Genomic DNA, 26,085 nt, shown 5'->3' on the forward strand with positions numbered 1-26,085 from the left:
AGCAGGGACGCTCCTTTATCTGCGGTATATGTCATGCACAGACGTCAGCTCCTCAACCTGCTGCTGGTCAGCCCCTTGTTCACCTTGCCTTTGGGCGCCTATGCCACGCAGATTCGCAATGCACGCCTGTGGCGCTCGGACGACAAGCTGCGCCTGGTGTTCGACCTCAGCGGCCCGGTGCAATACAAGACCTTTTCCCTGACGGCTCCAGACCGCTTGATCATCGACTTGAGTGGCGCCGGCCTCAGTGGCGACTTCTCTCAGTTGGCGCTGAAGAACAGTGGGATTACCTCGATCCGTTCCGGGCATTTTGGCAAGAGCGACACGCGCATCGTGTTGGACCTGGCCGCGCCGATGCAGCTCAACAGTTTCGTGCTGCCGCCCCAGGATGGCCAAGGCCATCGCCTGGTGCTGGACCTGACCAACGCCACTCGTGCCCCCCGTCAAATTGCTGCTGAACCGCCGCCGATAGTGACTCCGGTGGGCAAGGGGCATCCCAAGCGCGACATCATCGTGGTGGTCGACCCCGGGCATGGCGGCAAAGACCCGGGTGCCGTCGGTTCCAAGGGCCAGCGCGAAAAGGATGTGGTGCTGTCGATCGCCCAGTTGCTGGCTAAACGCTTGAAACGCGAAAAGGGCTTTGACGTCAAACTGGTGCGCAACGACGACTTCTTTGTGCCGCTGCGCAAACGCGTGGACATCGCCCGCCAGCACAAGGCCGATATGTTTATCTCGGTGCATGCCGACGCTGCCCCACGGCTTACCGCATCGGGCGCTTCGGTGTATGCATTGTCTGAGGGTGGTGCCACCTCCGCCACGGCGCGCTTTATGGCCCAGCGCGAAAACGGCGCAGACTTGCTGGGCGCCACCACCTTGCTCAATCTGAAGGACAAGGACCCGATGCTGGCCGGGGTGATCCTGGACATGTCGATGAACGCTACCATCGCCTCCAGCCTGCAATTGGGCAGCTCGGTATTGGGCAGCCTGCAAAGCATCACCAGCCTGCATCAGAAGCGTGTGGAACAAGCAGGGTTTGCGGTACTCAAGTCACCGGACGTGCCTTCGATCCTGGTGGAAACCGGGTTTATCTCCAATGCGCGGGATGCCCAGCGGCTGGTCACCGCGCGCCACCAGCAAGCGGTGGCGGACGGACTTTTCGAAGGTTTGAAAAGTTACTTCCAGAAGAACCCGCCGATGAACAGCTACATGGCCTGGGTGCAGGAACAGAAGAACGCCCAGGCTTAACAGCCGGTCATTCGGCTGCAAGTGAACTTGGCACTGGCACCACCTGAGCTGGAAAAGCGGTTGAGGGTGGTCCAGCCCACACGCCGCGTGTAACCGACCCACGCCTCGCCATCGGATGCCAACCCGGTAAAGAACGTCAGCTGCCCATAGCGGCTGTTGGTCTGCGCCCAGTAGCGTTTACCGATCACTTCAAAGCCGCGCAAATAGGTGGTGCTGCCCACGGTCGCCACGCTATAGGCATTGCCCAACGGGTCCACGCACGCCAGCAGGTTGGCGCTGCGTGTGCAGTTGGCCAACAGGCTGGGCGTTTGGGCGCAGGCAGGCCCTGCGGCTGCCACGAGCAGGGCGCACATCAGGTATCTCATCGAATTTTCTCTGGGTAAGAAGATGATCAAGCATTGCGCCCTTCGTCGCGTCGAACAAGGGGATTGGCTTATTTGCATTGTTATACTATAACATAAAAACACAGCCTGATCCGTGAACCGCTTCCCATGACCGAACAAGACCTTCTGGCCCAACCGCCTGCCGACTACATGAACGACGCCCAACAGCGCTTCTTCCGCGAGCTTTTGCTGGCTCAGCGCAATGAACTGCAAGCCCGCATTGACGCTGAGTTCCAGGCGCTGCGCGAGCAGGAAACCAATAGCGACCTGGCGGATATCGGCAGTGCCGAAGAGCAACGTCAATGGCAACTGCGCTTGCTCGAGCGGGAAAAGAAGCTGTTGGACAAGATCGACGACGCCCTGGAGCTGCTGGCCCGCGGTGAATACGGCTGGTGCCGTGAAACCGGCGAGCCCATTGGCCTGCAACGCCTGCTGCTGCGCCCCACCGCAACCCTGTGCATTGAAGCCAAAGAACGTGAAGAGCTGCGCGAACGCCATAAGCGGGCAGTTTGACCGGCCAACCCTGATGAGGACTACCTGATGCCCAATCGTCTCCCCGTGACCGTGTTATCCGGCTTTCTCGGTGCCGGTAAAAGTACGCTGCTCAACTACGTCTTGCGTAACCGCGACAACCTGCGGGTAGCGGTGATCGTCAATGACATGAGCGAAATCAACATCGACGGCAGCGAGGTACAGCGCGACGTCACGCTCAATCGTTCGGAAGAAAAACTGGTGGAGATGAGCAATGGCTGCATCTGCTGCACCTTGCGTGAAGACTTGCTCGAAGAAGTCGGAAAACTCGCCAAGGAAGGTCGGTTTGATTACCTGCTGATCGAATCCACCGGCATATCAGAGCCGTTGCCCGTGGCCGAAACCTTCACCTTTCGCGATGAAAACGAGCAAAGCCTGGCCGACATTGCGCGGCTGGACACCATGGTCACCGTGGTCGACGGTATGAACTTCCTGCTCGACTACCAGGCCGCCGAAAGCCTGGCTTCGCGGGGCGAAACCCTCGGAGAAGAGGATGAGCGCTCCATCACCGACCTGTTGATCGAGCAGATCGAGTTCGCCGACGTCATCCTGATCAGCAAGATCGACCTGATCAGCAGCCGCGAGCGCGAAGAGTTGATGGCGATCCTTGAGCGCCTTAATGCCCAGGCGGAAATCATCCCGATGGTCATGGGCGAAGTGCCGCTGCATAAGATCCTCAACACCGGCCGTTTCGACTTTGAACGCGCCGCCCAGGCCCCAGGTTGGTTACAGGAATTGCGCGGTGAACATGTGCCGGAAACCGAAGAGTATGGGATCGCTTCCACCGCTTACCGTGCGCGTCGGCCCTTCCACCCACAGCGTTTTTTCGGCTTTATCGACCGCCCGTGGGTGAACGGCAAGCTGCTGCGTTCCAAGGGCTTCTTCTGGTTGGCCAGCAAGCATCAGGACGCTGGCAGTTGGTCCCAGGCCGGCGGCTTGATGCGCCATGGGTTTGCCGGGCGTTGGTGGCGCTTTGTGCCAAAAAGCCAATGGCCCCAGGACGAAGAAAGCGTCGCGGCAATCATGGCTAACTGGCAATTGAGCACCGGTGACTGCCGGCAGGAACTGGTGTTTATCGGGCAAAACATCGACTTCACCCAGATGCGTGCCGAGCTGGATGCCTGCTTGCTCAATGATGAAGAAATGGCCCTGGGCGTCGAAAGCTGGCGCCTGCTGCCTGATCCTTTTGGCCCTTGGTATGAGCAGGTAGCCTGATGCTGGCCCCGGTTATTCCCCTGCGCCCCGTGATCCGCCAGACCTGTGGGGAAACCCCGCTGGCGCTGTCAGACATTCTCGACGATGGCGTCAACCTGGCAGTCTGGCAGCGCCAACTGCCCCTGCATATCGCCGAATTCGGCGCCTTGCTGGTAGCGCTCAATGAGCCGTTGGCCGAATCCTTGGTGATTGAGCTCGACAACGAAGACGCCGTGCCGAACTTGCAGGGTTTGGCGTCCACTTGTCGTGATCTTGAGGGTTACGACGGGTTTATTGCCGATGTGTCGTGGCTGATCAGCGCATTCGCCTGCCTGCTCGGCGCCAAGCGTATTGGCGTGCGTCTGCGGCTATTGGACAAGGCCATGTGCCCGCGCTTTCACGTCGACCATGTGCCGGTCCGGCTGATCACCACCTATGCCGGCATCGGCAGCCAATGGTTGCGCGAAGGTGTCATGGACCGGCGCCAATTGAGCCAGGCAGACGCCGAGCCCATCGAGCGCATCGAGCAGATCCACTGCGGTGAAGTGGCGTTGCTGAAGGGGACAAAATGGCACGGCAATGAAGGGCATGGTCTGATCCATCGCTCGCCAGCGCTTAAGGCCGATGAGCGGCGGCTGATCCTGACACTGGATTGGCTGGCATAACCGGGTAGGATCAAGCTCTCTACACGGTCTAATGATGCTTCCCATGCTGCAGAATATTCCCACCCACGTGATTGCTGGCCCGTTGGGCGCCGGCAAGACCAGCCTGATCCAGCACCTGCTCGCCCAGCGCCCGGCCAACGAGCGCTGGGCGGTGCTGATCAACGAGTTCGGGCAAGTCGGCCTGGACGCTGCCTTGCTTACCCAAGACGGCGACGGCATCGCCCTCGGTGAAGTGGCCGGAGGCTGCCTGTGTTGTGTGAATGGTGCACCGTTCCAGGTCGGGCTGGGCCGCTTGCTACGTAAATCCAAGCCGGATCGGTTGTTTATCGAACCTTCGGGTCTGGGCCATCCGGCGCAGTTGCTCAAACAGCTGCGAGAGGTGCCGTGGCAAGGCGTGCTGGCGGTGCAGCCCTGTGTTCTGGTGCTGGATGCCCGGGCCTTGGCGGCGGGGAAGCCTTTGCCGCAGGCACAGCAAGAGGCATTGGCCAGCGCCGGCCTGCTGGTGCTGAACAAGGACGAGGCGCTGGATGCTGCACAACGTCAGGCGATTGAAGCGCAATTACCCGCATGCGCAGTGTATTGGACACGCCAGGCGCAATTGCCACTTGAGCGGTTGCCAGGCTTGGATGCGCAGGCCCTAGGCGCTGTGGATAATTTCGACGTCCCTAAGGGGCTGGTGCAAATGCCGGCCATCTGGAGTGATCCTGGGTTGCCGATCTGTCTGAGCCAGGGCCACGAGGGCGGCTGGAGTATCGGTTGGCGTTGGCACCCGAGCCAGCGATTCGATGTCAGCCGTCTGCATCATTGGCTATCAGGTCTCGACTGGCGGCGTGCCAAACTGGTTATCCACAGTGTCGACGGCTGGATGTCGGCCAACGCTGTGGATAACAGCCCCCTAGCTTGGCGACCCAGCGAATGGCGTCGAGATTCGCGGCTTGAATTGATCTTCAGCGAGCCCCAGGACGCAGCGGTATTGCAGGGTGCGCTGGCGGCCTGCCGTTATTGACGTTTCTTGGTCGCGTGGTCCTGGCGCCATTGGCTCAATTCGATCACCTCGGCGCTGGGCAACGGCTCCTTGGCCTCGAACGGGTAGGGCGCCAGTTCAATCTGCGCACTGTGGGCGCCGAACTGCGTGATAATTCCGGCATGGCGGGTTTCCCCGGTCACAGTGAACTCGAAATTATAGACACGTGCCAGGCGCCGCCGGCCATTGGCATCCTTGACGAACCCGATGCGTTTGAGTGCCACCGCACCATCGAGCAGTTCGATATCAAGCTTGGCGCAATGCTGCTTGACCCGCTCCAGCGCGCGCTCACGCAGGCCGTGGTTGTGCCAGACCCAGGCGGCGCCGGTCGCCAGCAGCATCAACACGAACATGTTTCCCAGGGTCAGCATTCCATGAACTCCAACAAAGTGAGAGCAGCTTAACTGTGTCGCCGGTCTGTCGTACAGGCTGCGTTTAGTCGCATACTGCGCGGCCAGAATTTCAACGGCTTGACGGAAATCTCCCGCATGAAACGCACACCTCATCTGCTTGCGATCCAGTCTCATGTGGTCTTTGGCCACGCCGGAAACAGCGCCGCCGTATTCCCTATGCAGCGGGTCGGGGTGAATGTCTGGCCGCTCAACACGGTGCAATTCTCCAACCACACTCAGTATGGACAATGGGCGGGGGAAGTGTTGGCGCCGCAGCAAATTCCGGCGCTGGTGGAAGGCATTGCCGCTATTGGTGAGCTGGGCAACTGCGATGCGGTGCTGTCCGGCTACCTCGGCAGTGCAGCCCAAGGCCGCGCGATCCTTAGCGGTGTAGCCCGCATCAAGGCGATCAACCCCAAGGCGCTGTACCTGTGTGACCCGGTGATGGGTCACCCGGAAAAGGGCTGCATCGTGCCACAGGAGGTCAGCGATTTCCTGCTGGACGAGGCTGCGGCCATGGCGGATTTCCTCTGCCCCAATCAGCTGGAGCTGGACAGTTTTGCCGGGCGCAAGCCGCAGTCGCTGTTCGATTGCCTTGCTATGGCCAAGGCCTTGCTGGCACGTGGGCCCAAGGCGGTGCTGGTCAAACACCTGGATTACCCGGGCAAACTGCCGGACGGCTTCGAGATGCTGTTGGTGACCGAAGACGCCAGCTGGCACTTGCGTCGGCCGTTGCTGGCGTTCCCGCGTCAGCCGGTGGGTGTGGGCGACCTGACGTCGGGCCTGTTCCTCGCGCGGGTGCTGCTGGGCGATAGCCTGGTGGCAGCCTTTGAGTTCACCGCCGCGGCAGTGCATGAAGTGCTGCTGGAAACCCAGGCCTGCGCCAGTTATGAACTGGAACTGGTGCGCGCCCAGGATCGCATTGCTCATCCTCGTGTACGCTTTGAAGCCACACCCATTAGCCTCTAAGTACACAAAAACCAGTGTGGGAGGGTTTACAGGTTTTGAATTAAGGCGCTTCGGCTTTGATTTCCTGATAACGCTTTTCCAGCTCCTGGCGAATCTGCCGACGTTGCTGGGCCTGCACAAAGCGGCGTTTGTCCTCGCTGTTCTGCGGCTGCAAGGGCGGCACGGCGGCGGGTTTGCGCTGGTCGTCCACGGCCACCATGGTGAAGAAGCAGCTGTTGGTATGGCGCACCGAGCGTTCACGAATGTTCTCGGTCACTACCTTGATGCCCACTTCCATCGAGGTATTGCCGGTGTAGTTGACCGACGCCAGGAAAGTCACCAGTTCACCGACATGGATCGGTTCGCGAAAAATCACCTGGTCCACCGACAGCGTCACCACGTAACGGCCGGCATAACGGCTGGCGCAGGCGTAGGCCACTTCGTCGAGATACTTAAGCAGCGTGCCGCCGTGGACATTGCCTGAGAAGTTGGCCATGTCAGGGGTCATCAATACCGTCATCGACAGCTGGGCGTTTCCGGGTTCCATAGCACACTCACGGGTTGTAGGCATTGGTTGGGGGAGGGGGCACCTCTGCGGGTGCTGAAGTCTTTGCAGCGCCATCCCTAACGGGACGCCAGTGGGCGGCTTGCCGTCACGCGCTCGGCGATCTGTTTCCATATATTGCACCGGCTTTTCAGCAGAAGTCGCGGTGTTAACCTTCAAAAGCCCATCTCAGGGCTTTTCTTACGTTCAAGGCAGACTTTTCCTTCCGCTCTTTGCGACCCTACAAAGGCGCGGCCGGAAGTGGGAAAAGCGCCAGTACCCTCAAGGAGCCCCTCGCCATGCACGCCATCAGCTTTATCCAGGACCTGGCCGTGATCATGCTGGTAGCAGGGGTCGTCACCATCCTGTTTCATCGCCTCAAACAGCCGGTGGTACTGGGCTATATCGTCGCGGGCTTCATTATCGGCCCCCATACTCCGCCGTTTGGCCTGATCCACGACGAAGACACCATCAAAACCCTGGCCGAGCTGGGGGTGATCTTCCTGATGTTCTGCCTGGGCCTGGAGTTCAGCCTGCGCAAGCTGTTCAAAGTGGGGGCCACGGCGTTTATCGCGGCGTTCCTTGAGATCGTCCTGATGATCTGGATCGGCTACGAGATCGGCCGCTGGTTCGATTGGAGCACCATGGACTCGCTGTTTCTCGGCGCGATCCTGGCGATCTCCTCGACCACCATCATCGTCAAGGCCCTCAATGACCTTAAGATGAAAGACCAGCGTTTCGCCCAGCTGATTTTTGGCGTGCTGATCGTCGAGGACATCCTGGGTATCGGCATCATTGCCTTGCTGTCGAGCATCGCCGTCAGTGGCACGGTCAGCTCCGGCGAGGTGTTCTCCACGGTCGGCAAGCTGTCCTTGTTCATGATCGTTGCGCTGGTGATCGGCATTTTGCTGGTGCCGCGCCTGCTGGCTTATGTGGCCAAGTTTGAAAGCAATGAGATGCTGCTGATCACCGTGCTGGGCTTGTGCTTCGGTTTCTGCCTGTTGGTGGTGAAACTGGAATACAGCATGGTGCTCGGGGCCTTTTTGATTGGCGCGATCATGGCTGAATCCCGTCAATTGATTAAGATCGAGGGCCTGATCGAGCCGGTTCGCGACATGTTCAGTGCAATCTTCTTTGTCGCGATAGGGTTGATGATCGACCCTCATATCCTGCTGCAATACGCCTGGCCGATTGCGGTGATCACCGTGGCGGTGGTGCTGGGCAAGATGCTGTCCTGCGGCCTGGGAGCCTTTATCGCCGGCAATGATGGCCGCACTTCGCTGCGGGTCGGCATGGGGCTGTCACAGATTGGCGAATTTTCTTTCATCATTGCAGCATTGGGAATGACCCTGCAGGTGACCAGCGACTTCCTGTATCCGGTGGCGGTTGCTGTTTCGGCGATTACCACGCTGCTGACGCCCTACCTGATTCGCGGCGCCGATCCACTGTCATTGAAGATCGCAGCGGTGATGCCCAAGCGCATGAGCCGGGTCTTCGGCATGTATGGCGAGTGGCTGCGCAGCATCCAGCCCCAGGGCGAGGGGGCGATGCTGGCCTCGATGATTCGCAAGATCATCCTGCAGGTAGGGGTCAACCTGGCACTGGTGATCGCGATCTTCTTCGCTGGTAGTTATTTCGCCGCACGCATCGGCGGGTACCTGGAGGGTTGGATCAGTGATCCGAGCTGGCAGAAGGCATTGATCTGGGGTGGGGCACTGCTGTTATCGCTGCCATTCCTGATTGCGGCGTATCGCAAGCTCAAGGCGCTGTCGATGTTGTTGGCAGAGATGAGTGTGAAGCCGGAGATGGCCGGGCGGCATACCCAGCGCGTGCGACGGGTGATTGCGGAGCTGATCCCCCTATTGTCGCTGCTGGTGATCTTCCTGCTATTGGCAGCCTTGTCGGCCAGCATTCTGCCGACCAACAAGTTGCTGGTGCTGATTGCCGTGGTCACGGCTGCGGTGGCGGCGGTGCTCTGGCGCTGGTTTATCCGTGTGCATACGCGGATGCAAGTGGCGTTGCTGGAGACCCTGGATAACCACAAGGATACGCAGTAGGAGCGAGCGTGCTCGCGAAGATCGTTAGCGATAACGCGGGAAACCTGACACCCAGTGGCGCCCTCAGGTTTCTCGCGAGCAAGCTCGACTCCTGCAAAGGCCTCAGCTTTCCAGCCAGACGTCCCGCGCCCAGTGCCATACCGATTCCCAGGTTTCTTCGGTAACGAGTTCTTCTTCGCCGGACCACAGCACCACGGTGCCGTCTTCCTCGACGCAATAGTAGTCATCGCCGTCCTGGCAGATCGGGATCATGCTGCGGTCGACGCCGGCGTCCCAGGCGTTGGCGGCAACGTCCGGCAGGTAGGTATGGGATTGTGGGTCGGTGACGGTCACCGGCTCCAGGCTGCCGTACACCACATCACTGACGGTCAGCAGGAATTCGCGGAAGACAAACGGGATGTCGATGAACAGTTGTTCTTCGATTTCCACCAGTTGGTCTTCGTCAGGCAGCTCCAAAGGAACCGGGACCGGTTCGTTGGCTTCACGCAATTGTTCGATGATTTCTTCCACGGCCGGGATCCTCTTGCTAGATGGCGCGGTTTATAGGGGCGTTTTATACAGTAGCTCGCTATAAGTGCAACCGTGAAATAGAAAACCCCGGACATGTCCGGGGTTTTTGTTACCGCTTGCTCAAACGTGCAGGTTTCAGCCGTTCTGGCGGATACCGGCCACCAGCCATGGCTGGTCCTCGCCCTGGGCGCGTTCCATGTTCCAGCTTTCGCTGAACACTTCGCCCTGGTCGAAGCGCGAGGTCTTCGACACGCCGCTGAAGGTCAGGGTGGCGATAGTCTTGTCGGCGCGATCATCCACACCGTCCAGTTGTACGCGCAGGTCGTCGATGTAGGTCGACTGGAACGCGTCACCGATCTCGGCACGTTCGCGCTTGAGGAACTCCAGCAGTTGCGGGGTCACGAACTCGGAGATCTTGTCCATTTCGTTGGCGTCCCAGTGTTGTTGCAGGGACTGGAAGTGGCTGCGGGCCGCTTCGACGAAACGCTCTTCGTTGAACCAGGCCGGTGCGTTGATCACCGGACGGGCGGCAGCGGCAGGTGCTGCCGAACCACCGAAGATCGAACCCATGGCAGGCTTCTGCTCGAACACTTCACGCTGCATTGGCGCGCCGGCTGGAGCCAGGTGCTCCTGCTGCTTGCGACGACGGGCGGCGATAAAGCGGAAGATCACGAAAGCGATGACGGCCAGGATCAGGATATCGAAGATCTGCATGCCCTCGAAGCCGCCGCCCATGAACATGGAGGCGAGCAGGCCACCGGCAGCGATACCGGCCAGAGGGCCCAGCCAGCGCGAAGCACCGCCGGCCTTGGCAGCAGCGCCAGCGGCACCGGCTGCGCCCGCAGTTGCGGCAGCACCGCCGGCACCGGCGGTTGGAGCCATCTGGCTGGTCTGGTGTGTCGGCGCCGCGCCTGAGCTTTTGCCGCCACCGAAGCGTTTGGCGTTGGCGTCGAGACTCATCGTCAAGCCGATGCACAACGCCATGGCGATGCTAAGAAAACGTTTCATAAAGGGAATTCCCATTTGTGGATTGCACGCGCGCCATGTTGCACAGGTGTCGTGACAGTGGCTAGCGGCATAATGTTTCGGGCTTTTGCGTAAGACTGAATCCGAAGGGTCTGTAGGACGTATTACAGATATTGGCCCGCGCTCGTGAAATACAAGGGCACAGCCGTAACCTTCATGTTGAACCGTTCTCTGTAGGAGCGAGCTTGCTCGCGAAAATCGTCAACGATAACGTGGGCATTCTGGAGGAACGCGTTGTCTGGACGTTCTTCGCGAGCGAGCTCGCTCCTACAGGGGAGGGTGTTAGACCGCTTCGAGCTTTGCGTAGCCCATCATCAGCCACTTGCTGCCTTCGGCGAAGTTCACCTGCACCCGCGCCTGGGCACCGGCGCCTTCGAAGTTGAGAATCACGCCCTCGCCGAAGATCGCATGCCTGACCTGCTGACCCAGGCTGAACGGGGTTTCCGGAATCTCGGAACCTGAGAACATGGTGCTGGAGTTCTGCTGCTGGCCGCCGCCGAACGGGCGGCTGACGCTGTTGGACAGGCGCACTTCCTGGATCAGCCCTTTCGGCACTTCACGTACAAAGCGCGACACCTTGTTGTAGGTCTCGCTGCCGTACAGGCGTCGGGTCTCGGCGTAAGTCATCACCAGGTTCTGCATCGCCCGGGTAATGCCCACATAGGCCAGGCGGCGTTCTTCCTCGAGGCGGCCGGGTTCTTCCAGGCTCATCTTGTGGGGGAACAGGCCTTCTTCCATGCCCACCAGGAACACATACGGAAACTCCAGGCCTTTGGCGCTGTGCAAGGTCATCAGCTGGATGCTGTCTTCGTGCTCATCGGCCTGGGTATCGCCAGCTTCCAGCGACGCGTGACCCAGGAAGGCGGCGAGCGGCGTCAGCTCTTCGTCGTCCTCGGTATTTTCGAAGGCGCGGGCGGCGCTGACCAGTTCCTCAAGGTTTTCTACCCGGGCCTGGCCTTTCTCGCCTTTTTCCGCTTCGTGGTAAGCGATCAGCCCGGACTGCTCGATCACGGTCTGGGTCATCAGGTGCAGGGGCATTTCTGCGCACTTGGCGGCGAGGTTCTCGATCAACTCGACAAACACACCCAGAGCCCCGGCAGCGCGGCCGGTCAGGCCTTTGTTGGCGATCAGCAAACGCATGGCTTCCCACATCGACACATCGGCATGGCGTGCATGGTCGCGGATCGCTTCGACGGTTTTCTCGCCGATGCCACGGGCTGGGATATTGATCACCCGCTCCAGTGCCGCATCGTTGCCACGGCCTTCCAGCAAGCGCAGGTAGGCCATGGCGTTCTTGATTTCGGCACGTTCGAAAAAGCGCTGGCCGCCGTAGATGCGGTAGGGGATACGCTCGCGCAGCAAGGCTTCTTCCAGTACCCGCGACTGGGCGTTGGAACGGTACAGGATCGCGATATCGCTGCGCGCCAGGCCGGTTTTCAGCGCGCTTTCGATGGTTTCCACCACGTAGCGCGCTTCATCGTGCTCGTTGAACGCCGCGTACAGGTTGATCGCTTCGCCTTCGCCGCCGTCGGTCCACAGCTCTTTGCCCAGGCGCCCGGTGTTGTTGGCGATCAAGGCATTGGCAGCCTTGAGGATCCCGGCGGTGGAGCGGTAGTTCTGCTCCAGGCGAATGGTCACCGCGTCCGGGAAATCTTCGGAGTACTGGTAGATGTTCTCGATTTTCGCGCCGCGCCAGCCGTAGATCGACTGGTCGTCATCACCCACCACCATCAGGCTGTCGCCGCCCTTGGCCAGCAGGCGCAACCAGGCGTACTGCACGGCGTTGGTGTCTTGGAACTCGTCCACCAGGATATGGCGGAAGCGCTTCTGGTAATGGGCCAGCAAACCGGGGTTGTCACGCCACAGGTCGAGGGCGCGCAGCAACAGTTCGGAGAAGTCGATCACGCCTGCACGCAAACACGCCGCCTCGTAGGCTTCATAAATGCTGCGCATGGTAGCCAGGAACAGATCGCCGCTGGCCTGGATATGCTGCGGGCGCAGGCCCTCGTCCTTCTGACCATTGATAAACCATTGGGCCTGGCGCGCCGGCCAACGCTGTTCGTCGAGGCCCAGTTCGCGGATCACGCGCTTGACCAGGCGTTGCTGGTCGTCGCTGTCGAGAATCTGGAAGGTCTGGCTCAGCCCCGCTTCCTGCCAATGCGCCCGCAACAGGCGGTGCGCCAGGCCGTGGAAAGTGCCCACCCACATGCCGGCCGGGCTGATGCCCATCAACTGCTCGATACGATGGCGCATCTCGGCAGCGGCCTTGTTGGTAAAGGTCACCGACAAGATGGAGTGCGGGGACGCGTTTTCGACCTGGATCAACCAGGCGATACGGTGCACCAGCACTCGGGTTTTACCGGAGCCAGCACCGGCCAGGACCAACTGACGGCCAACGGGGGCCGCTACGGCCTGGCGTTGGGCATCGTTGAGGGAGTTCAACAAAAGTGAGAGATCATCGCGCATCGACGCATTCTATGGGCCTAAGGGGGCTCGGGCAAATCCCAATGCCAGGTGGTCGACGCAAAACATCCGGAGCGCTGTCGACCGGGCAGACATTCTGCCGAGGGGGATGACCGGTTGGTCATCGGCCGCAGCCCGCGCCGCGTCTCGCTCAAGCCGTCTGGGCCAAAGGTTTGCGGCCGATCTTGGCGGGGTTTTTATGACCTGGAGCAGTTTGGTGCAGGCGCCTGCTTGTGTATGCTCCGTCGACGTTTCGGGCTCACCATTATAAGAACACCGCCTATGACCCTTAGCACCGACCTGTTCGGCCCCTCGGCGGCGCCGGCGCAGGTCATCCGTAAACACTATGCAACCCAAATGGCGGTCGAGCGCACACGCCTGCTATATCAGGGCTCATTGCTGCCGACGCTGCTGATGCTGGTCAATGGCCTGGTCTGCGCCTGGTTGCTTTGGAACCCCCAGCAATACCTGCTCGACAGCATTTGGTTGCTCTGGCTACTGGCCGTGGTGGCGATGCGTGTGATTCAGGTGGCGGCCTTTGATTCGGCGATGCCCAGCCGTCAGGCCCAGCCGGTGTGGCGGCGTATGTTCATGCTCGGTTCGGCGGTCAGTGGCTTGACGCTTTCTGTCGCGGCCATCGCCTTGGTACCTGCCGACAGCTTCATGCATCAGGCCTGGGTGTTTGGCCTGATCGGCGCCGCTTCATTGTCGGCCAGCGTGGCCTATGCCGTGAGCCTGTGGGCCTTCCTGTCGTTTGTCTTGCCGTGCCTGGTGCCGGCCATCGTCTATCTGTTCTGGAATGGCACGGCCCAGCAGCAGGGCTGGGGTGTGCTCGGCCTGATCCTGCTGGCGTCCCTGAGCCTGGTGGCCTGGCAGGTCAACCGGCTGATTCAGCGCGGGCTGTTGCGACGATTTCAGAACCAGGCCTTGATCGAGCATTTGCAACAGTCTCAGCAGCGCAGCGAACAGTTGAACCTGGAGCTGGTGCGTGAAGTCGAGCAGCGCCGCCAGGTTGAACAGGACTTGCGCGACGCCCAGGTCGGCCTCCAAGACGGTATGGCGCGACGCAGCCAGGAGCTGGATGCCGCCAGCCTTGCCCTGAATAAAAGCGAAGCGCGCCTGGCCATGGCCCTGCAAGCCAGCGAACTGGGTCTTTGGGATTGGAACCTGCAAACCGACGAAGTCCACCACACCCAACTCAAGGAGCTGTTCGGCCTGGAGCCCGAGTACGTCACGGCGATGCTCAGCCACCTCAAGCCGCGGCTGCACCCCGACGACCTGCCGCTGCTCAAGCGTGCGCTGGTGGAGCATCTCAAAGGCCGTAGCGAGGACTATCAGGTGGAATACCGGGTGCGCCATGGTGACGGGCATTGGGTGTGGATCCAGGACCGTGGCCGTGCGGTGGAGCGTGCGCCCAACGGCCGCGTGACCCGCATGCTCGGTACGCGCCGAGATATCAGCGCGAGTAAGGCGCTGGAAGAACAGCAACGGCTCGCCTCGACGGTGTTCGAGGCGGCCAGCGAAGGCATCGTGATCCTCGATCCCGAGTACGTGCTGATCGCGGTGAACCAGGCATTCAGCCGTGTCACCGGTTTTGACATCGACGACATGCTTGGCCGCAATGTGGTGGAACTGCCCAGCAGCCGCGATGCGCGACGCCACTTCCCGGTGATCCGCCAGGCGCTGCTCAGCCACGGTACCTGGCAGGGCGAGTTGGTGGAAACGCGCAAGAACGGCGAGCTCTACCCGCAGTGGCTGCAACTGAACGTAGTGCGCGATGTTCGGGGAAACGTCAGCCATATCGTGGGTTTTTTCGCCGATCTTTCGGCGCGGCGTGAATCCGAGGAGCGTATGCGCTACCTCACTCACTACGATGAACTGACCGGCCTGGCCAACCGCTCGCTGTTTCGCGAACGCCTGCGCGAGGCCCACCAGCGTGTGCGTCAGGGCGGGCGCAGCCTGGCGCTGCTGCATATCAACCTGGACCGCTTCAAGTTGCTCAATGACAGCTTGGGCCATGAAGTGGCCGACCAGTTATTGCAGAAAATGGCCCGGCGTTTGATCAACGCGTTGCCTGAAGCCGACACCATTGCGCGCCTGTCCGGTGACGAGTTTGCCGTGCTCTTCGACGCCTACGGCAACCTGTCGAGCCTGGCACGGGTGGCGACGCGGCTGCTGGCAAAACTGCGTGTACCGGTGACGGTGGAGGGGCATGAGCTGGTGGTCAGCGCCTCAATGGGGGTCAGTCTGCTGCCGGATAATGCGCGGGAAATTTCTGCATTGGTCAGCCAATCAAATATGGCCATGCAACACGCCAAGCACTTGGGCGGGAATAATTTCCAGTTTTACACCGACAGCCTGCAAGCCAGCACCCTGGAGCGTTTGCAGCTGGAAAATCACCTGCGTAAAGCCATCGAAGAGCGTCATTTGAGTGTGTTCTACCAGCCCAAACTGTGCCTGGCCACCGGCAAGCTGAATGCCGCCGAGGCGCTGATCCGCTGGGAGCATCCGCAATGGGGCATGGTGCCGCCGGGGGACTTTATCGGCCTGGCCGAAGAAACCGGCTTGATCGTGCCGTTGGGCGAGTTCGTGCTGCGCCAGGCGTGTTGGCAGGCTTGTGAGTGGCAGCGCCAGGGGCTCGCGCCGATTCGGGTATCAGTCAACTTGTCGGTGCATCAGTTGCGCCAGGGCAAGCTGGTCAGTCTGGTGCGCCAGGTCCTGGAAGAAACCGGCCTGGACCCGCAATACCTGGAGCTGGAGCTGACTGAAAGCCAGTTGCTCGACAGCGTTGAACACATCATCGCCACCTTCCAGCAGTTGCGCGACCTGGGGGTGAAACTGGCCATCGATGACTTTGGCACGGGTTATTCGTCCCTGAGCTACCTCAAGCGCATTCCGGTGGACTACGTGAAGATCGACCAGACCTTTATCCGTGGCCTTGGCCAGGGGCGTGAGGATGCGGCGATCACCCGTGCAATCATCGCCATGGCCCATGGGTTGGCGCTCAAGGTCGTGGCCGAAGGCGTGGAAGATCAGCAGCAGCTGGAGTTTCTCCGCGGTGAGCAGTGCGATGAAGTGCAGGGTTATCTGATCAGCCAGCCGATGCCGGCCGAAGGGCTGGCGGATTTGTTACGCAAAAATGCAGATTTTTCTTAACGCAGCGTAGGCCGAATTTATGGCTACATAGCGCCTGCCCGCTGAAACCAGAGGGGGAACAGGGCGATTTAGTGATGCATCGAACGGGCAAAACGAGAATTCTTGTAGTATAACTACAAGCTTGCTACATCCCTGGCGCCTGCCAATAACAAGAGTCCTGCCCTTTGAACCTGTTGCAACATATCGCCCAGTCGCGCCACCTGTTACGCAAATCGGAACTCAAGGTTGCCGATCATGTGCTGCTTGATCCTGCGGCCGTGATGCACAGTTCCATGGCCGACCTGGCCCACAGCGTGGGCATCAGTGAGCCGACCATCGTGCGCTTCTGCCGCGCCATTGGCTGCTCCGGGTTCCAGGATCTGAAACTCAAGCTGGCACAGAGCCTGGCGGCCGGCGCGAGCTTTGGCCAGTTTGCGATTCATGAAGACGACTCCGTCGCTGACTACAGCCTGAAAATCTTCGACACCACCTTGCATACCCTGATGGAAGTGCGCGAGAAGCTTGACCCGGTGGAGCTGCAAAAGGCGGTGACTGCCATGTCCCAGGCCCAGCGCGTCGAGTTCTATGGCTTTGGTGCCTCGGGCGCGGTGGCGGCCGATGCCCAGCACAAGTTCTTTCGCCTGCTGCTGACGGCTGCGGCCTACAGCGACCCGCACATGCAGGCAATGTCGGCAGTGACCTTGAAGCCCACTGACGTGGCGATCTGTATATCCCAGTCCGGTCGTTCCAAAGATTTGCTGATCACCGCCAACCTGGTGCGTGAAAGCGGCGCTTCGCTGATTACCCTGTGCCCGAGCCAGACGCCATTGGCGGAACTGTCCACGGTGAACCTGGCGATCGACGTGCATGAAGACACCGAAATCTATACGCCGCTGACCTCGCGCATCGCTCACCTGGTGGTGATCGACGTGCTGGCGATGGGCGTGGCCATGGCCCGTGGCCCGAGCCTGGTCAACCACCTCAAGAGCGTCAAGCGCAGCTTGCGCAGCCTGCGCCTGTCGCCCAAATCCGTCAAAGCCCTCGACGACTAAATACCTGCACATAGAACTCAATGTGGGAGGGGGCTTGCTCCCGATAGCAGTAGGTCAGTCAATGAATCTGTGACTGAAACTCCGCTATCGGGAGCAAGCCCCCTCCCACATTAGATTCTCCATGCATCCAGAATCTTCATGAGGCTGTCATCGCCCCGTCATCCCGCGCGTCCACCCTGTACTCCCCCGTACTCGCATTGGGAGACTCCAAATGACCCGGCACTACGAAGACAGCAACAGCACCGTCAAGACCCGTCGTCAGCAGGAAGACCAGCGCCGCATGGCGTTCCGTCGCGCCATCGAAGACCGTTGCGAAGAGCGCCAGTTGCTCCAGAGCATCACTGACTACCCGGAACTCCATTGGCAGGCACCCGTGGCCGCCCAGCGAAACGCTCAGCCAGCGCGCTGATCTGCACCCGTTCGCTGCGAATAAAGCCCAGGAACGCATGGGCCACTGGTGACAGGCGTTTAGCCTTGGCCTGCACCAGGCACCAGCTGCGGTACAGCGGCAGTTCTTCCACCGGCAGCTCCTTGAGCCCGCCGGTGGCCAGTTCCAGGTTCAAGGCGTGGCGCGTCAGCAGGGCCACGCCCAAACCTGCGGCCACGCACTCACGCTGCGCCTCGGCCGAGGCCACTTCCACTGTCTGGGTGAAGTGCACGCGTTTTTCCTTGAAGTATTCCTCGCAGGCCAGCCGCGTGCCGGAACCTGGCTCGCGGATCAGCAGTGTGTAAGGCTCCAGGTCTTGCAGACGCAACGGCCCTTGCAGGCTCAACGGATGATCCGGCAGTGCCACGGCGACAATTGGGTTGTTGAGAAACGGCAGGAATTCCAGGCCCATGTCCTGAGGCACCATGGACATGATCACCAAATCGTCGCGGTTGTCTGAAAGCCTGCGGATTACCTGGGCACGATTGACGACCGTCAAGTGCAGTTGCACCTCCGGGTGCTGGCGCTTGAAGGCGGCAAACAGGTGCGGCACGAAATACTTGGCGCTCGATTCCACCGCCAGTTTCAGCTGGCCCTGCAGCGAGCCCTGCATGTCCGATAGCTGCATGTCGAGGTTTTCCAGGCGCCCGAAGATATCGCGGCTGGCCCGTTGCAGGGCTTCGGCGGCCTCGGTCATGTAGAGCTTTTTACCGACATAATCGAACAGCGGCTGGCCGATCAGCTCTTCCAGCTGACGAATCTGCAGGCTGACGGCGGGTTGCGTCAGGGACATTTCCTCGGCCGCGCGGCTGTAGGAGCGCAGATCGCAGACTTCATGAAAGATCTGCAATTGACGTAATGTCAGTCTCATCAGTGACTTACGCATTATTTAGATCCCTTCACCCCAGGCTATTCAGCCAACTATAAGTCTTTGCTTATGCATGACCCAATAATTATTGATTTTTGTTAATCCCTTGGCGGGCTTAGTGTGTGTCTCGCGACTGTCATGAAACATTTGGTCACGCGCCGACCAGTTCCATCAGGTCGAAGACGCAGCAATCGGCTCAAGGGAATTTCCAAGTGATAAAAAAGATCCTGATCGCCAACCGTGGTGAAATTGCCGTACGAATCGTACGTGCCTGCGCCGAGATGGGCATTCGCTCGGTCGCGGTCTACTCGGACGCCGACCGCCACGCGTTGCACGTCAAGCGTGCCGACGAGGCTCACAGCATTGGTGCCGAGCCCCTGGCCGGCTACCTGAACCCGCGCAAGCTGGTGAACCTGGCCGTGGAAACCGGTTGCGACGCCCTGCACCCCGGCTACGGCTTCCTGTCAGAAAATGCTGAACTGGCGGACATTTGCGCCGAACGCGGGATCAAGTTCATTGGCCCGTCGGCCGAAGTGATCCGTCGCATGGGCGACAAGACCGAAGCGCGCCGCAGCATGATCAAGGCCGGTGTGCCGGTCACTCCCGGTACTGAAGGCAACGTCGCCGATATCCACGAAGCGCTTACTGAAGGCGACCGCATCGGTTACCCGGTGATGCTCAAGGCCACTTCTGGTGGCGGCGGTCGTGGCATCCGTCGTTGCAACAGCCGCGAAGAACTTGAACAAGCCTTCCCCCGCGTTATCTCCGAAGCCACCAAGGCGTTCGGTTCGGCGGAAGTGTTCCTGGAAAAATGCATCGTCAATCCCAAGCACATCGAGGCGCAGATCCTCGGTGACAGCTTTGGCAACGTGGTGCATTTGTTCGAGCGTGATTGCTCGATCCAGCGTCGTAACCAGAAGCTCATCGAAATTGCCCCAAGCCCTCAGCTGACCCCCGAACAGCGCGCCTACATCGGCGACCTGTCGGTGCGCGCCGCCAAGGCCGTGGGCTACGAGAACGCCGGCACCGTGGAGTTCCTGCTCGCCGAGGGCGAGGTGTACTTCATGGAGATGAACACCCGGGTGCAGGTGGAACACACCATCACCGAAGAAATCACCGGGATCGATATCGTGCGCGAGCAGATTCGCATCGCGTCGGGCCTGCCGCTGTCGGTGAAACAGGAAGATATCCAGCATCGTGGCTTTGCGTTGCAGTTCCGTATCAACGCCGAGGACCCGAAGAACAACTTCCTGCCCAGCTTCGGCAAGATCACCCGTTACTACGCACCCGGCGGCCCCGGCGTACGCACCGACACGGCGATATACACCGGCTACACCATCCCGCCGTTCTACGACTCCATGTGCCTGAAACTGGTGGTGTGGGCGTTGACCTGGGAAGAGGCCATGGACCGCGGCCTGCGAGCCCTGGACGACATGCGCCTGCAAGGCGTGAAGACCACCGCCGCCTACTACCAGGAAATCCTGCGCAACCCGGAATTCCGCAGTGGCCAGTTCAACACCAGTTTCGTGGAAAGCCATCCTGAGCTGACCAACTACTCGATTAAGCGCAAACCCGAAGAGCTGGCCCTGGCCATCGCCGCCGCCATCGCCGCCCACGCAGGCCTGTGAGGAACATTCCAATGACTAAAAAGATCTTCGTAACCGACACCATCCTGCGCGACGCCCACCAATCGTTGCTGGCCACCCGCATGCGCACCGACGACATGCTGCCGATCTGCGACAAGCTCGACAAAGTCGGCTACTGGTCCCTGGAAGTCTGGGGCGGCGCGACCTTCGATGCCTGCGTGCGCTTCCTCAAGGAAGACCCGTGGGAGCGCCTGCGCCAACTGCGCGCGGCGTTGCCCAACACGCGCCTGCAAATGCTGCTGCGCGGCCAGAACCTGCTGGGTTACCGCCACTACAGCGATGACGTGGTAAGGGCTTTCGTGGCCAAGGCGGCGGTTAACGGTATCGACGTGTTCCGTATCTTCGACGCCATGAACGACGTGCGTAACCTGCGCGTGGCCATCGAAGCTGTCAAAGCCGCTGGTAAGCATGCCCAGGGCACCATCGCCTACACCACTAGCCCGGTGCACACCGTCGAGGCCTTCGTGGCCCAGGCCAAGCAGTTGGAATCCATGGGTTGCGACTCGATCGCGATCAAGGACATGGCCGGCCTGCTGACCCCGTACGCCACCGGCGAACTGGTCAAGGCGCTGAAAGCCGAACAGAACCTGCCGATTTTTATCCATTCCCACGACACCGCCGGTTTGGCTGCGATGTGCCAACTCAAGGCCATCGAAAACGGTGCCGATCATATCGACACCGCCATCTCCAGCTTCGCCTGGGGCACCAGCCACCCGGGTACCGAGTCAATGGTCGCGGCGCTTAAAGGCAGCGAATTCGACACGGGCCTGGATCTGGAGCTGCTGCAGGAGATCGGCCTGTACTTCTACGCCGTGCGCAAAAAGTACCACCAGTTCGAAAGCGAATTCACCGCCGTCGACACCCGCGTGCAAGTCAACCAGGTGCCGGGCGGGATGATTTCCAACCTGGCCAACCAGTTGAAAGAGCAGGGCGCCCTCAATCGCATGAGTGAAGTGCTGGCCGAAATCCCCCGTGTGCGTGAAGACCTGGGCTTCCCCCCGCTGGTCACCCCGACCTCGCAGATCGTCGGCACCCAAGCGTTCTTCAACGTGCTGGCCGGCGAGCGTTACAAGACCATCACCAACGAAGTGAAGCTCTATCTACAAGGCGGCTATGGCAAGGCGCCCGGCACCGTGAACGAGAAACTGCGTCGCCAGGCCATCGGCAGCGAAGAAGTGATCGACGTGCGTCCGGCCGATTTGCTCAAGCCGGAAATGACCAAACTGCGCGGCGAAATCGGCGCGTTGGCCAAGTCTGAGGAAGACGTGCTGACCTACGCCATGTTCCCGGACATTGGGCGTAAATTCCTTGAAGAGCGCGACGCCGGCACCCTGGCACCCGAAGTGCTGCTGCCGATTCCGGAAGCCGGTGGCGTGGCCCGTGCCGGTGGCGAAGGTGTGCCGACCGAATTCGTCATCGATGTCCATGGCGAAAGCTACCGCGTCGACATTACCGGCGTGGGGGTGAAGGCCGAAGGCAAGCGCCACTTCTACCTGTCCATCGACGGCATGCCGGAAGAAGTGGTGTTCGAACCGCTCAACGAGTTTGTCAGCAGCGGCGGCAGCAAACGCAAGCACGCCACCGAGCCGGGCCATGTGAGCACGGCGATGCCGGGCAATATCGTCGACGTGCTGGTCAAGGAAGGCGATGTGGTCAAGGCTGGCCAGGCGGTACTGATTACCGAAGCCATGAAGATGGAAACCGAAGTGCAGGCAGCGATTGCCGGCAAGGTGACCGCCGTTCATGTGGCCAAGGGCGACCGGGTCAACCCTGGCGAAATCCTGATCGAGATCGAAGGCTGATTACAGCCTTCGAGACTAACGTTTAATCCTCGGGGGGGCAGGTGCTCCCCTTTTTTTCGCCCGTTATTCAGCGTTCGGCAGCGTTAGAAGCTCACCTTCCACTGCCCCATCAAACCTTGGTCTCGACCGTGGTTGCCGCTTTGGCTGGTATAGGTCAGGCCGATACTGTGTTGGGTCGAGAAGGCCAGGTCCAGACCCGCTTGCAGGTCCAGGCTGTCGCGATCCAGGGCGGTGCCAGTGATGGTGAATGCATCGATCAGGGCTGGCGCATGGCGCGAAGACTGGTTGACCTGGCTGCTGACGTCGCCATAGAGGTGTTTCCAACTGGTGCTCAGGTGGGGTGTGAGGCTCATCTTGTTGTCGAACCGATACACCGTCGCTACGCGCAGGCCGAGGGTGCTGTTCAGGTTTCGCTGGGTCTGTGGGCCGACATTCAACGCGGTTCGGCCGCCGCTCTCTTTGAAGCGTTCGCGTTGGTAGCGCTGGTAGCCCAGGCCGACGAAAGGTTCGACACTGGAATCGCCACTGCCCAGTTGATAGCCAAGTTCGGAGAACAGCGTTTGACTGTGGGCGTTGTAGCTGCTCTTGAGCGACTCCGTGTGATTCAGAAGGCTGACGTTGCGTTTGTTCTGGCCGGCATGCTTGCTGTAGATCGCCCCCATGCGCAAGGCCAAAGGGCCATCCTGGCGCACGGCATAGCCGCCCAGGTGCCAGCTGTCCAGATCAGCGGCAAAACGCGCAGCATCGAAGCGGCCGGAGGTTTTGGCGCCCATGACGCCCACTCGCCAGGCTGAGTCGACTGCCCAGTCGGCGCCCAGCAGCAGGCCCTGGGTATCGTGTTTCAGGCCAGCACTGCCGTGCTGTGAATCAAGGCTGCCACCGTTACCCAGGCCCTGCACCCAGAAGTGGCCGTCGTCTTCAGTGGGCAGTGTGCGCAAAGTGGAGAGCAATTGGCTGCTCAGGTGTTGCGTGGTGCGCTGGGTCGCGGCGGCCAGGTTGGCGTTTTGGCTGGCGGCCAATTGCTCAAGGGCTGCACCGATGCCTCCGGGCTGTTTGCTTAGTTGGTCGAGTTTCTTCTGCATATCCTTGAGCTCTTCGGCGCTCATCTGGCCGGATGCAACCAGTCGAATCAAGGCCGGTTCCAGCACCTTGGCGACCTGTAGACCGTTGTGCGAGGTGGCCTGCTGCGTAAGGAAACCGTCGAAAGGCGGTGGAATGGGCGGGGCCCCGAACCCGGACATGAACTCCCACTGAGCGGGAGCCGCGTCGTAGGGCGACCGATATTCGATATCGCCGCGCGCGTGCACGGGTTGAAAACTGGCGGTTGCCGCAAGGCTGATGACTATCGCGATTCTTTGGGGTGTAAAGGGCATGAATTCCCAACCTCTGATGAATGAGGCCGGGAATTTAGCGGGGGCGCGGGACGATAAATGTCAGGCCAGTGACCGCTGGCTTGCGGGAGTTGTCTTCGGTGAGATGCGATTAAAAACTCATGGGCTCGACAGCAATATCAGACCGTAAAATCGCTGAACGTAGCCAAGGCAGAGCGCCATAGGTCCTGAGCTTCAACCGCGGCGCACATAACCCTTGCCGAAATGCCGTTCCATGCGCGCCTGGATCAGCTCCAGGGCCAGTGACATCACCCAGTAAATAATCGCCGCCGTGGTGAGCATCTCGATATAGCGGTAGCTGGAGCGACCATAGGACTGCGCCAGGAACATCACTTCCCATACCCCCATTACCGAAATCAACGACGAATCCTTGAGCATCGAGATGAACTGGTTGGTGGCTGGCGGGATGATGGTGCGCATCGCCTGGGGCAAGGTGACGTGCCAGAAGATCTCCCTGTCGCGCATGCCCAGGGCCAGCGCGGCTTCGCGTTGACCATGGGGGACGCCGAGGATGCCGGCGCGGAAAATCTCGCTCAGGTAGGCGCCATAGTTCAGCGACAACGCAATGATCCCGGCGACGATGGCGCCTGGCACCAGGCCCAACTGCGGCAGGCCCAGGTAAATCAGCAGGATCTGGATCAGCAGCGGCGTGCCACGAAAGAACGAGGCGTAGAAACTGGCAATGCCAAACGCCACTGCGCTTTTCGACAGACGCCCCAGCGCTGTGATAAAGCCCAGCACCGATGAGGCAACTATGGCGCACAGGCACAGGAACAGTGTCAGCGCCGCACCTTGCAGAAAGCCATTGGGTGCAAGGTGCAGACCGACCAGGTTGGGCAGCTTGTCGAGGATGATCGAGAACTTCAGGTCAAAGCTCAGGAAGAAACTGGCAAACAGGGCAAACAGTACCGCCCAGGTCAGGTAAAGCCGTAAACGAAAGCTCATTGGCTGATGTCGGCGCCGATCCATTTTTGCGACAGCTTGCTCAAGGTGCCGTCCTGTTTGAGCTGGGCGAAGACCTCACGCACTTTGCTGTCCCATTGCGCGTCGCCTTTCTCGATGGCTACCGAGTTGGGCTCCGAATACAACGGCGTGCCGGCGAGCTTGAAGCGTTTATCTTGCGTCAGGCGCGGCTGCGCGGTCACCAGATTGGTAAGGATCGCATCCAGGCGCACGCCCGCACCCAGGCCGAGGTCCTGGAACGCTACGTTGTCGGTGTCGTACGGGGCGATCTGCACATCTTCGAACGGGTACTGCAGCTGGGTATCTTCGGCGCCCTCGATCACCAGGTTCTTGTTCAGATAACTTTCGTAGCTGGAGGCACTGGTGAGGCCGACTTTCTTGCCGCTCAGGTCTTTGGCTTCGTGGATACGATCATCCTTGGCGTTGACCACGATCACGGCGGGCGAGGCATAGTATTGCACCGGGAAGTCGAACACCTCGGCACGCGCCTTGCTCGGGGTCATGGAGCAGATACAAATGTCGTAGCGCCCGCTCCAGCGGCCGGCGGCGATCACGTCCCACGACGGCGTTTCCAGGCGCAGCTTCACCCCCAGTTTTTGTGCCACGGCCTTGGCCACGTCCACGTCGAAACCGTCGAGCTGGTTCTGCTCGTTTAGAAATGAAAACGGCGGATAGCTTTCCATCAGCACGCCGACCAACTCTTTTTTCTGCTCGATACGGTCCAGGGTGACGCCGCCAAAGGCTTGAGTGGAAGCGGCCAACATTGTCAGGCCGAGGGCCTGCAGCAGTCTGAATTTCAAAATCGAGCACCTGAATACAAAAAGGGGTTGTTATTAACCGAATGGTACGCATTAAATAGTTATAAGAACGACTCTCATAGTGAGTTATTTTCATAAGCATATGAGTAAAAAGCATATGGGCGCAGCTAACACAGTAATTCTCGATGGCGGCATGGGCCGTGAACTGCAGCGCCGTGGCGCGCCGTTCCGCCAGCCGGAATGGTCGGCCCTGGCCTTGAGCGAAGCGCCGCAAGCGGTGGAGGCCGTGCATGCGGCCTATATCGACAGCGGTGCCAATGTGATTACCAGCAATAGCTATGCAGTGGTGCCGTTTCATATCGGCGAAGCGCGGTTCGCGCAAGAAGGCCAGGCGCTGGCCGCACTGGCCGGTGAGTTGGCGCGACGGGCGGTGCAGGCATCCGGTAAGGCGGTACAGGTCGCCGGTTCATTACCACCGCTGTTTGGCTCCTATCGCCCCGACTTGTTCCAGGCCGAACGGGTCAGTGAGTTGCTGACACCACTGGTGCAAGGCCTGGCGCCTCACGTCGACCTGTGGCTGGCGGAAACCCAGAGCTCAATCGTTGAGGCACGAGCCATCCATGCGGGCCTGCCGCAGGACGGCAAACCGTTCTGGCTGTCGTTCACCTTGAAAGACGAAGACACCGACGACGTACCACGCCTGCGCTCCGGCGAGCCAGTGACCGAGGCGGCCGAGGCCGCCGCGCAGTTGGGTGTGCAGGTGTTGCTGTTCAATTGCAGCCAGCCGGAAGTGATCGGCGCGGCCATTGATGCGGCGCGTGAAACCTTTAAGCGATTGGGTGTAGCGACCCAGATCGGCGCCTACGCCAATGCCTTCCCGCCGCAACCCAAGGAAGCCACGGCCAACGACGGCCTGGACCCGTTACGCGACGATCTCGACCCGCCAGGTTACCTGCATTGGGCTGCTGATTGGCAGGCGCGTGGCGCCAGCCATTTGGGTGGGTGCTGTGGTATCGGGCCGGAGCATATTGCGGTGCTGGCGCAGCGCCTGACCAACTGAT

At 60.4% G+C, this 26,085-nt stretch carries 23 protein-coding genes; 13 read left to right on the plus strand and 10 right to left on the minus strand.

The window, feature by feature from the left end; all coding sequences use genetic code 11:
- Positions 1–33: 33 nt before the first annotated feature.
- Positions 34–1,245, plus strand: coding sequence for an N-acetylmuramoyl-L-alanine amidase (locus tag QZR30_RS04405; RefSeq protein WP_311902977.1), 1,212 nt, complete (start codon positions 34–36; stop codon positions 1,243–1,245).
- On the opposite strand, the gene QZR30_RS04410 is transcribed toward QZR30_RS04405, so the two are convergent.
- Positions 1,242–1,610, minus strand: coding sequence for a glutamine synthetase (locus tag QZR30_RS04410; RefSeq protein ID WP_068965818.1), 369 nt, complete (start codon positions 1,608–1,610; stop codon positions 1,242–1,244). The genes QZR30_RS04405 and QZR30_RS04410 overlap by 4 nt on opposite strands.
- A 126-nt stretch (positions 1,611–1,736) precedes the next feature.
- Between QZR30_RS04410 and dksA the strand changes: the two genes are divergently transcribed.
- The 4 genes from dksA to QZR30_RS04430 are packed head-to-tail and all read left to right on the plus strand — an operon-like array spanning position 1,737 to position 5,024.
- The gene (gene dksA, locus QZR30_RS04415; protein WP_043048182.1) at positions 1,737–2,141 is read left to right on the plus strand and encodes an RNA polymerase-binding protein DksA; all 405 of its coding nucleotides are present in this window, start codon (positions 1,737–1,739) and stop codon (positions 2,139–2,141) included.
- 27 nt (positions 2,142–2,168) lie between these two features.
- Entirely contained in the window at positions 2,169–3,374 is a 1,206-nt protein-coding gene (gene zigA / locus QZR30_RS04420) for a zinc metallochaperone GTPase ZigA (RefSeq protein WP_068965814.1), read from the plus strand.
- Positions 3,374–4,018 (plus strand): DUF1826 domain-containing protein, encoded by a 645-nt coding sequence (locus QZR30_RS04425; RefSeq protein WP_046070167.1) that lies wholly within the window; start codon positions 3,374–3,376, stop codon positions 4,016–4,018. Before zigA ends, QZR30_RS04425 begins: the two co-directional genes overlap by 1 nt.
- Positions 4,019–4,061: 43 nt before the next feature.
- Entirely contained in the window at positions 4,062–5,024 is a 963-nt protein-coding gene (locus QZR30_RS04430; RefSeq protein WP_311902978.1) for a CobW family GTP-binding protein, read from the plus strand.
- Here the strand turns inward: QZR30_RS04430 and QZR30_RS04435 are convergent.
- The gene (locus QZR30_RS04435; protein ID WP_046070165.1) at positions 5,018–5,413 is read right to left on the minus strand and encodes a DUF3301 domain-containing protein; all 396 of its coding nucleotides are present in this window, start codon (positions 5,411–5,413) and stop codon (positions 5,018–5,020) included. The two genes, QZR30_RS04430 and QZR30_RS04435, sit on opposite strands and share 7 nt — an antisense overlap.
- A 117-nt stretch (positions 5,414–5,530) precedes the next feature.
- Here QZR30_RS04435 and pdxY point away from each other — a divergent pair, with 117 nt between their 5' ends.
- Positions 5,531–6,403 carry a pyridoxal kinase PdxY gene (gene pdxY, locus QZR30_RS04440; protein WP_046070164.1) on the plus strand — a complete coding sequence of 291 codons (873 nt, stop codon included), beginning with the start codon at positions 5,531–5,533 and terminating at the stop codon, positions 6,401–6,403.
- Positions 6,404–6,443: 40 nt separating this feature from the next.
- Here the strand turns inward: pdxY and QZR30_RS04445 are convergent, their stop codons facing one another.
- Positions 6,444–6,929 carry an acyl-CoA thioesterase gene (locus tag QZR30_RS04445; RefSeq protein WP_046070163.1) on the minus strand — a complete coding sequence of 162 codons (486 nt, stop codon included), beginning with the start codon at positions 6,927–6,929 and terminating at the stop codon, positions 6,444–6,446.
- A 296-nt stretch (positions 6,930–7,225) separates the two neighbouring features.
- Here QZR30_RS04445 and QZR30_RS04450 point away from each other — a divergent pair, with 296 nt between their 5' ends.
- Complete coding sequence (locus QZR30_RS04450) at positions 7,226–8,983, plus strand: cation:proton antiporter (protein WP_046070162.1); 1,758 nt, start codon at positions 7,226–7,228, stop codon at positions 8,981–8,983.
- 102 nt (positions 8,984–9,085) lie between these two features.
- Here the strand turns inward: QZR30_RS04450 and QZR30_RS04455 are convergent, their stop codons facing one another.
- The 3 genes from QZR30_RS04455 to uvrD form a co-directional block, all read right to left on the minus strand.
- Positions 9,086–9,493 carry an SMI1/KNR4 family protein gene (locus tag QZR30_RS04455; RefSeq protein WP_017739032.1) on the minus strand — a complete coding sequence of 136 codons (408 nt, stop codon included), beginning with the start codon at positions 9,491–9,493 and terminating at the stop codon, positions 9,086–9,088.
- Between the two features lie 135 nt (positions 9,494–9,628).
- Positions 9,629–10,501, minus strand: coding sequence for a Tim44 domain-containing protein (locus QZR30_RS04460; protein ID WP_043048169.1), 873 nt, complete (start codon positions 10,499–10,501; stop codon positions 9,629–9,631).
- Positions 10,502–10,801: 300 nt separating this feature from the next.
- Positions 10,802–12,985: a DNA helicase II gene (gene uvrD, locus QZR30_RS04465; RefSeq protein ID WP_046070161.1), complete on the minus strand. Its 2,184-nt coding sequence runs from the start codon at positions 12,983–12,985 to the stop codon at positions 10,802–10,804.
- 279 nt (positions 12,986–13,264) lie between these two features.
- Between uvrD and QZR30_RS04470 the strand changes: the two genes are divergently transcribed.
- From QZR30_RS04470 to QZR30_RS04480, 3 genes are all read left to right on the plus strand, one after another.
- The gene (locus QZR30_RS04470; RefSeq protein WP_311902980.1) at positions 13,265–16,138 is read left to right on the plus strand and encodes a putative bifunctional diguanylate cyclase/phosphodiesterase; all 2,874 of its coding nucleotides are present in this window, start codon (positions 13,265–13,267) and stop codon (positions 16,136–16,138) included.
- A 164-nt stretch (positions 16,139–16,302) separates the two neighbouring features.
- Positions 16,303–17,169, plus strand: a complete 867-nt coding sequence (hexR, locus tag QZR30_RS04475) for a transcriptional regulator HexR (protein WP_003177007.1) — start codon at positions 16,303–16,305, stop codon at positions 17,167–17,169.
- A 211-nt stretch (positions 17,170–17,380) separates the two neighbouring features.
- Positions 17,381–17,578 (plus strand): PA3496 family putative envelope integrity protein, encoded by a 198-nt coding sequence (locus QZR30_RS04480; RefSeq protein ID WP_080944696.1) that lies wholly within the window; start codon positions 17,381–17,383, stop codon positions 17,576–17,578.
- Here the strand turns inward: QZR30_RS04480 and QZR30_RS04485 are convergent.
- Positions 17,508–18,482 carry a LysR family transcriptional regulator gene (locus QZR30_RS04485; RefSeq protein WP_046070159.1) on the minus strand — a complete coding sequence of 325 codons (975 nt, stop codon included), beginning with the start codon at positions 18,480–18,482 and terminating at the stop codon, positions 17,508–17,510. The genes QZR30_RS04480 and QZR30_RS04485 overlap by 71 nt on opposite strands.
- 194 nt (positions 18,483–18,676) lie before the next feature.
- Here QZR30_RS04485 and QZR30_RS04490 point away from each other — a divergent pair, with 194 nt between their 5' ends.
- Positions 18,677–20,092 (plus strand): acetyl-CoA carboxylase biotin carboxylase subunit, encoded by a 1,416-nt coding sequence (locus QZR30_RS04490; protein WP_003195732.1) that lies wholly within the window; start codon positions 18,677–18,679, stop codon positions 20,090–20,092.
- A gap of 11 nt (positions 20,093–20,103) precedes the next feature.
- On the plus strand, positions 20,104–21,912 hold the full coding sequence (gene oadA, locus QZR30_RS04495) for a sodium-extruding oxaloacetate decarboxylase subunit alpha (RefSeq protein WP_046070158.1): 1,809 nt from the start codon (positions 20,104–20,106) through the stop codon (positions 21,910–21,912).
- 83 nt (positions 21,913–21,995) lie between these two features.
- Here the strand turns inward: oadA and QZR30_RS04500 are convergent, their stop codons facing one another.
- The 3 genes from QZR30_RS04500 to QZR30_RS04510 form a co-directional block, all read right to left on the minus strand.
- Positions 21,996–23,285, minus strand: coding sequence for an autotransporter outer membrane beta-barrel domain-containing protein (locus QZR30_RS04500; RefSeq protein WP_056847500.1), 1,290 nt, complete (start codon positions 23,283–23,285; stop codon positions 21,996–21,998).
- A 192-nt stretch (positions 23,286–23,477) separates the two neighbouring features.
- Positions 23,478–24,248 carry an amino acid ABC transporter permease gene (locus tag QZR30_RS04505; protein WP_046070156.1) on the minus strand — a complete coding sequence of 257 codons (771 nt, stop codon included), beginning with the start codon at positions 24,246–24,248 and terminating at the stop codon, positions 23,478–23,480.
- Positions 24,245–25,066 (minus strand): ABC transporter substrate-binding protein, encoded by an 822-nt coding sequence (locus QZR30_RS04510; protein ID WP_046070155.1) that lies wholly within the window; start codon positions 25,064–25,066, stop codon positions 24,245–24,247. Before QZR30_RS04510 ends, QZR30_RS04505 begins: the two co-directional genes overlap by 4 nt.
- A 115-nt stretch (positions 25,067–25,181) precedes the next feature.
- Between QZR30_RS04510 and QZR30_RS04515 the strand changes: the two genes are divergently transcribed.
- Positions 25,182–26,084, plus strand: coding sequence for a homocysteine S-methyltransferase family protein (locus QZR30_RS04515; protein WP_046070154.1), 903 nt, complete (start codon positions 25,182–25,184; stop codon positions 26,082–26,084).
- Position 26,085: the final 1 nt, after the last annotated feature.

The sequence above is a fragment of the Pseudomonas sp. rhizo25 genome, from assembly GCF_031931935.1.
Taxonomy (GTDB): domain Bacteria; phylum Pseudomonadota; class Gammaproteobacteria; order Pseudomonadales; family Pseudomonadaceae; genus Aquipseudomonas; species Aquipseudomonas synxantha.

Bases quoted from the DNA above. Each gene is read 5' to 3' on its own strand.
- QZR30_RS04405 (WP_311902977.1), top strand. From the start codon at position 34: ATGCACAGACGTCAGCTCCTCAACCTGCTGCTGGTCAGCCCCTTGTTC.
- QZR30_RS04410 (WP_068965818.1), bottom strand. From the start codon at position 1,610: ATGAGATACCTGATGTGCGCCCTGCTCGTGGCAGCCGCAGGGCCTGCC.
- dksA (WP_043048182.1), top strand. From the start codon at position 1,737: ATGACCGAACAAGACCTTCTGGCCCAACCGCCTGCCGACTACATGAAC.
- zigA (WP_068965814.1), top strand. From the start codon at position 2,169: ATGCCCAATCGTCTCCCCGTGACCGTGTTATCCGGCTTTCTCGGTGCC.
- QZR30_RS04425 (WP_046070167.1), top strand. From the start codon at position 3,374: ATGCTGGCCCCGGTTATTCCCCTGCGCCCCGTGATCCGCCAGACCTGT.
- QZR30_RS04430 (WP_311902978.1), top strand. From the start codon at position 4,062: ATGCTGCAGAATATTCCCACCCACGTGATTGCTGGCCCGTTGGGCGCC.
- QZR30_RS04435 (WP_046070165.1), bottom strand. From the start codon at position 5,413: ATGCTGACCCTGGGAAACATGTTCGTGTTGATGCTGCTGGCGACCGGC.
- pdxY (WP_046070164.1), top strand. From the start codon at position 5,531: ATGAAACGCACACCTCATCTGCTTGCGATCCAGTCTCATGTGGTCTTT.
- QZR30_RS04445 (WP_046070163.1), bottom strand. From the start codon at position 6,929: ATGGAACCCGGAAACGCCCAGCTGTCGATGACGGTATTGATGACCCCT.
- QZR30_RS04450 (WP_046070162.1), top strand. From the start codon at position 7,226: ATGCACGCCATCAGCTTTATCCAGGACCTGGCCGTGATCATGCTGGTA.
- QZR30_RS04460 (WP_043048169.1), bottom strand. From the start codon at position 10,501: ATGAAACGTTTTCTTAGCATCGCCATGGCGTTGTGCATCGGCTTGACG.
- uvrD (WP_046070161.1), bottom strand. From the start codon at position 12,985: ATGCGCGATGATCTCTCACTTTTGTTGAACTCCCTCAACGATGCCCAA.
- QZR30_RS04470 (WP_311902980.1), top strand. From the start codon at position 13,265: ATGACCCTTAGCACCGACCTGTTCGGCCCCTCGGCGGCGCCGGCGCAG.
- QZR30_RS04480 (WP_080944696.1), top strand. From the start codon at position 17,381: ATGACCCGGCACTACGAAGACAGCAACAGCACCGTCAAGACCCGTCGT.
- QZR30_RS04485 (WP_046070159.1), bottom strand. From the start codon at position 18,482: ATGCGTAAGTCACTGATGAGACTGACATTACGTCAATTGCAGATCTTT.
- oadA (WP_046070158.1), top strand. From the start codon at position 20,104: ATGACTAAAAAGATCTTCGTAACCGACACCATCCTGCGCGACGCCCAC.
- QZR30_RS04500 (WP_056847500.1), bottom strand. From the start codon at position 23,285: ATGCCCTTTACACCCCAAAGAATCGCGATAGTCATCAGCCTTGCGGCA.
- QZR30_RS04505 (WP_046070156.1), bottom strand. From the start codon at position 24,248: ATGAGCTTTCGTTTACGGCTTTACCTGACCTGGGCGGTACTGTTTGCC.
- QZR30_RS04515 (WP_046070154.1), top strand. From the start codon at position 25,182: ATGGGCGCAGCTAACACAGTAATTCTCGATGGCGGCATGGGCCGTGAA.